The following is a 5,445-nucleotide window of genomic DNA, read 5'->3' as shown; positions in this document are numbered from 1 at the left end:
CCCTGTCCCTCCCCGTGCCGCTGCCCGGCGGCCTGCTGCTGCGCGAGTCCCGGCCGGAGGACCTGGAGCAGCTCGGCGCGCTGCTCGCCGAGCGCGGCGACCCGGCGGACGCACTCGACCACCGTCTGGTGGTCGAGGACCCGGACGCCGGCTGGTCGGCCAGCGCGGTGGTGGTCGACGGCGACCGGGTCGTCTCCACGGCCACCCTGCTGGACGAGGAGCTGCGCCTCGGCGACGTCCGGCTGCCCGCCGGGCAGGTCGAACTGGTCGCCACCGACGAGGAGTACGAGGGCCGCGGCCTGGTCCGGGCCCTGATGCAGTGGGCGCACGCGCGCTCCGCCGCCCGCGGGCACGTGGTCCAGGCGATGATCGGAATCCCGTACTTCTACCGGCTGTTCGGCTACGAGTACGCCATCGACATCCCGGTCTCGCGGCCGCTGCGCTCCACCCCACCCACCGAGGACGGCGCGCCCGCGCTGCGCACCGCCCGGGCCACCGACCTGCCCGCCCTGGCCGCGCTCCAGGAGCAGGCGCAGCGCGGCTTCGACCTCGCGATGGGCCACGCCCCCGCCCGCTGGCGCTGGCTGCTGGCGCACGACGCGAGCACGCTGCGGGTGGTCGAGCGCGCGGGCGAGGTGGTGGCGGTGGGCCGCACCACCCCCGTGGACGACGGCGAGTTCCACCTCGCCGAGGCGGCTGCCGCGGACGAGCGGGCGGCGCGCGAACTGCTGGCCGGTGTAGTGGCGTTGGCGCCCGAGGCGCGGCTCCGCGTGGTGCACCGGCCGGGCACCCTGCCGGCCACCGTCTGGCATGACCTGCTGGACCTCGCGCCGCGCCCCGAGGCGGAGCAGTACTACGTCCGCATCCCCGACCCGGCCGTGCTGCTCGACCGGCTGCGACCCCTGCTCCACCAGCGCCTCACCGCCGCCGGCCTGGACCGCGCCGACGGCGAACTGCTGCTCACCACCTACCGCGCCCACTACCGGATCCCGGTCGGCGCGCAGGGGCCGGGCAAGGTGGTCACGGGCGGCACGCTGCAGCACCTCGGCGCGTCCGGCGGCGTGGGCGTGGCGCCGGACGCGCTGGCGGCGCTGCTCTTCGGGCCCTACGGGATCGAAGGGTTGAGCCGCATCCGGCCGGACGTGTACGGGCGCGGGGACGAGGAACTGCACCGGGCGCTGTTCCCGCCGCTGACGGCCGACCTGCTGACGTACTACCTGCCCTGACGTCCGTCCCGCTGCGCCCCTCACGGGGACCTCGGCCGCTTCCCCTTTCGAGGCCCGGCGGCCGGGGCACGGGGTGCGCGGCGTGAACGAAGTGATCTTCCGGGCGAAGGACCTGATCCGCCCCGCCGGCATCGCCGCCCCGGTCCTCGCCCTCGTGCTCGAAACCGCCTTCGGCCTGTTCGCGCTCGCCGACCTCGGCACGGTGCTGCTGGTCGCGATGACCCTGGCGCTCGTCCTCCCGTTCCTCCTCGTGGCCCTGCGCGCGTGGACCGGGGTCGGCACCGACAAGTACCACTCGACGACGGAGTTCCTGGCGAACACCCGGCAGGTCATGGACCGGTGGGAACGGAACACCGCCCCGGACCGTCGCGTCGGGCCGCGGCCGCGGCTCTGGGACGTGCTGTCGATCCCGGTGATCGGTTCGGCCCTCGGCGCCGCTTTCGTCGCCGTCGTCCTGACGCAACTGCGGTAGCCCGACGGCCGTCGGAACACGAGGGTCACGAGGGTCACGAGGTCGGCTCCGGCTCCTGGGTGGGAGCCGGAGCCGATGCGCATTCGCCGCGACCGACGCGCCGTCGGCGCGGGTAGGCGCGCCGGTCAGTCCGGCACGGGCAGGCACTCGGCGAGCAGGCCGACGACGTCGCGCCACGCCCGCCGGGCGTGCTGCGGGTGGTGCGCGACGCCGGGGAGCACGGTGTGACCGACCGTCGGATGGTGGAAGGCGTGCTGGGCGCCGCCGTAGACCACGAGGCGCCAGTCGACGCCCGCCGCCTGCATCTCGGCGGTGAAGGCCTCCCTCCGCTCGGCGGGCATGATCGGGTCCTCCGAGCCGACCCCGGCCCACACCGGGCACCGGATCCGGGCCGCCTCGCCCGGGCGGCCGGTGGTGAGTCCGTTGACCGTCCCGATCGCCCGCAGGTCGACACCGGCGCGTCCGAGTTCCACCGCGATGGCGCCCCCGGTGCCGTAGCCGATGGCGGCGATCCGGTCCGGGTCGGTCCGCGGTTCGGCGCGCAGCACGTCGAGGGCCGCGTGGCCGATGTCCCGCATCCGGTCGGGGTCGGCGAGCAGCGGCATCACCCGCGCCAGCATCTCCTGCGGGTCGCTGATCCAGCGCCCGCCGTGGAGGTCGAAGGCCAGGGCCACGTAGCCCAGTTCGGCGAGGGCGTCGGCCCGGCGGCGCTGGAAGTCGTTCAGGCCCGGTCCCTCGGGCCCGATCAGCACCCCGGGCCGGCGCCCGGCGCCGGCCGGGAGCGCGAGGTGCCCGATCATCGTCATTCCGTCGGCCGGGTACTCGACCGTGCGTGTGGTGACCGTTGTCATGGAACCGGACAGTACTGGGGTCCGCGCCCCGGCCGGGCCGGACTTCGCCCTCGGCAGAGCGAGCGGCCCGCTGACGGCCGCCGCTGCGCTTCGCGTCGGCCCGGCTCCGCTGCGTGAGGGAGTGGTGCGGTCAGCGTGATCCCCGGGCGAGGAGAAGACATGGCCGAGCGCGAGAACGGCACCGTGAAGTGGTTCAACGACGAGAAGGGCTACGGCTTCATCACCCCGGAGTTGGTGACCCGCCTGATCGGCCGACCGTCAGAATCCAGCCCACGGGCCCCGTCGAGCCCCTCCCAGCGGTCTCCTCGGCCGGTATCGGCTCCCGCCGGTCCCGGCCCGGGCCGATCGTACGAACAGCGACCGGCCCGCGCGCGGGAATCCGGGAGTTCCGCGGCAGCGGCACCGGCGCCCGTCGGCGGCCCGGGCCGAACCGGCGCGGCTCGCCGACCGGTACCAGTCGTCGCTCGACGAGGCGTACCCGCCGGATCCGTCTCCGTGGTCCGAGGAGGAGAAGGAGCTGTTCCGGCAGCAGGCGGCCGCTGCGCTGGAGGCCTTGCGCCGCGACCTGGGCCGCGGTTGGACGGTCGAGGATCCGTCGGGCCCGGTGCACTGACCCCCGGTCCGCCCCGGAGTGGTGCGGACCGGGGGCCGGGAGCGGGAAACATCGGGGCATGGCCAGGACGGCTCTTCAGGCCTGGTTTACGACTTTTGGTCATGGTTTTGGCCGAAGTGGTTAAAGACCCGGCCAAAAATGCGGATGACCCCTTGCCGATAATGTGATCACATGTGCAGGCGCTGTGACGTTTCACGTCGCAGGGGAGGGAACGGTCCGCTTTGCCGAGCGGGCCCGATCAACAGGAGTCGTACCATCAACACCGCCATCCGCAAGGCCGCCCGTGGGGCGATGCCCGTCGCCGTCACCGCCTCCGTGCTCGCCACCGGCCTCACGGCCTGCGGCACCGTCGAGCAGCTGTCCGCCGCGCAGAAGGTCTCGAAGGCCTTCGACAAGGTCCGTGACGGCAAGTCGGCCGGGTTCACCCTCTCCATCGACGCCACCCCCGAGCAGGTCGCCGCGTTCGCCAACTCCGGCGAGCACAAGGGCAACGGGCTCATCGGCTCCGCCCGGGGCCGCAAGGAGGACATGGACGAGAAGACCGCCAAGGCGATCTCCGGCCTCTCCGTCACGGTCGCGGTCTCCGCCGACAAGCCGCTCAAGGACATCGAGGCCTTCAAGAACGCCGGCCAGGCGGGCAAGAACACCGACCTGACGCTCGACAAGTCGGTGCGCGTCTCCTACCTGCTCGCCGACCGCAGCGGCACCGCACTGCTGGAGTACCGCCAGGTCGACGCCACGGGGTACCTGCACGCCGACGCCAAGGGCCTGATGAAGCTGGTCGGCGAGGACCCGTCCACGGTGGACGAGCTCCGCAAGGACCTGCCGGAGGAGATGAAGCCGGTCGGGGACGTGCTGGCCGGCAAGTGGGTGTCCTTCGACCTCCAGTCGCTCGCCGACCGGGCGAAGGAGGGCGACGCCAAGAAGGCCGCGCCGAGCGCCGCCCCCAGTGTCGACCCGGAGCTCGGCAACCAGCTCCTCAACTCGATCAAGGACGTGCTCGGCCGCACCGTCACGTACGAGGACAAGGGCAAGAAGGACGGCACCGAGCACCTCTGGGTGAGCGCCCCGGCCCGCCAGCTGGTGGACGAGATGTACAAGGCCGTCAAGCCGCTGTCCGCCAAGTTCCCCAAGCAGCTGGGCGACTTCCCGGACAAGGCCCCGAGCGACGTGCCGGACCGGAAGATCGGCGTCGACCTCTACCTGAAGAACGGCGCCTTCTCCTCCGCCACCTTCGACCTCGCCCAGCTGGCCGACAAGGTCGAGCCGGGCGTCAACTTCCCGGTGAAGCTCGCGTTCAGCCAGGCCGCCCCGAACGTCCAGGCCCCGGCCGACGCGGTCAAGGTGACCAACGAGCAGCTGATGGACGCGGTGCTCGGCCTGGCCGCCGGGAACGACGAGGAGGGCCTCGACCCCGAGGACTTCGGCGACCTCCCGGCCGCCCCGCCGCTGACCGACGCCCAGCTCAAGGAGCTCGCCGGACTCGGCGTCACGGAGGCCGAGGCGCGCGAACTCAACGACGCGGGCCTGAGCTTCGGGAGCATCAAGCAGCTCGCCCAGGCCACCCCGCCCAAGGCCTGACCTCAACCTCCGACCGGCCGACCGGCCGACCGCGCACCAGCGGTCGGCCGGTCCTGCGTTTCCGGCCGGGCACATGCGCCCGGCCCGCGGTCACCGGCCGGGCGGCGGCGCCGGTGCCGTGCCGGTCGGCAGGTCGGCCGGCTTGCCCTCCTGGTCCACCGGTGTGTCGTCGGGGTAGTGGACGCACCCGCTGCTCGCGGTGACCGCGAGGGTGTGGTCCGCGGGGTCGAAGCGCACGAGGGCCTGCTCGGGGAGGGACCCCGGGCCGGTGGCCGGCGGCGTCAGCATCAGGACGAGGACCTGGCCGGACACGTCGGCCGGAGCGACCGTCCACCCCTGGGCCGTCAGGGCCTGCCCGGGCCGTGATCCCGTCGTCCGGCCGGCGCACGTCGGACGGCTTCACCTCGGGCCCCAGCGCGAGGGCCTCGTAGACGGTCTGCGTCCGGGCGTCCAGATGCCGCGCGACGGCCGCCGGATCCGCCCGTTCTCCGGCACGGGCACGGGCGCCCGCCCGCCCGCCGTCAGGCGTGGGCGGCGGCGCACTCCGGGTGGCCCCAGGAGCCGCCGACCTTGGTGATCTTGTCGCCCTTGGCGTACGGGCGGCTGCACGGGCAGGTGCCGGGGAAGCGGGCGTTCAGGGTGCGCGAGCCGCCGCTCCGCTTGGCGGCGCCGGTACCGGTACCGGTACCGGGACCGGTACCG

The 5,445-nt window shown here is 73.8% G+C and carries 6 protein-coding genes and 1 pseudogene; 4 read left to right on the top strand and 3 right to left on the bottom strand.

The window, feature by feature from the left end; translation table 11 throughout:
- Both ACIQOV_RS25735 and ACIQOV_RS25730 read left to right on the top strand, forming a co-directional pair.
- On the top strand, positions 1-1,226 hold a 1,226-nt coding region (locus ACIQOV_RS25735), incomplete at its 5' end, for a GNAT family N-acetyltransferase (protein WP_401052272.1).
- A gap of 82 nt (positions 1,227-1,308) precedes the next feature.
- Positions 1,309-1,698 (top strand): hypothetical protein, encoded by a 390-nt coding sequence (locus tag ACIQOV_RS25730; protein WP_401052270.1) that lies wholly within the window; start codon positions 1,309-1,311, stop codon positions 1,696-1,698.
- Between the two features lie 125 nt (positions 1,699-1,823).
- Here the strand turns inward: ACIQOV_RS25730 and ACIQOV_RS25725 are convergent, their stop codons facing one another.
- Complete coding sequence (locus tag ACIQOV_RS25725; RefSeq protein WP_401052268.1) at positions 1,824-2,549, bottom strand: dienelactone hydrolase family protein; 726 nt, start codon at positions 2,547-2,549, stop codon at positions 1,824-1,826.
- Between the two features lie 159 nt (positions 2,550-2,708).
- Between ACIQOV_RS25725 and ACIQOV_RS25720 the strand changes: the two genes are divergently transcribed.
- Positions 2,709-3,329, top strand: coding sequence for a cold shock domain-containing protein (locus tag ACIQOV_RS25720; RefSeq protein WP_401052267.1), 621 nt, complete (start codon positions 2,709-2,711; stop codon positions 3,327-3,329).
- A 124-nt stretch (positions 3,330-3,453) separates the two neighbouring features.
- Positions 3,454-4,743 (top strand): hypothetical protein, encoded by a 1,290-nt coding sequence (locus ACIQOV_RS25715; protein ID WP_401052264.1) that lies wholly within the window; start codon positions 3,454-3,456, stop codon positions 4,741-4,743.
- Between the two features lie 90 nt (positions 4,744-4,833).
- Here ACIQOV_RS25715 and ACIQOV_RS25710 read toward each other — a convergent pair whose 3' ends face one another.
- Positions 4,834-5,055, bottom strand: coding sequence for a hypothetical protein (locus ACIQOV_RS25710; RefSeq protein WP_401052261.1), 222 nt, complete (start codon positions 5,053-5,055; stop codon positions 4,834-4,836).
- 209 nt (positions 5,056-5,264) lie between these two features.
- A pseudogene (locus ACIQOV_RS25705) lies at positions 5,265-5,445 on the bottom strand (ribonuclease HI); the annotation flags it as partial.

It is taken from the genome of Kitasatospora sp. NPDC091257 (assembly GCF_044757675.1).
Classification (GTDB): domain Bacteria; phylum Actinomycetota; class Actinomycetes; order Streptomycetales; family Streptomycetaceae; genus Kitasatospora; species Kitasatospora lactacystinica.
This window is presented reverse-complemented; position numbering and strand designations above follow the sequence as displayed.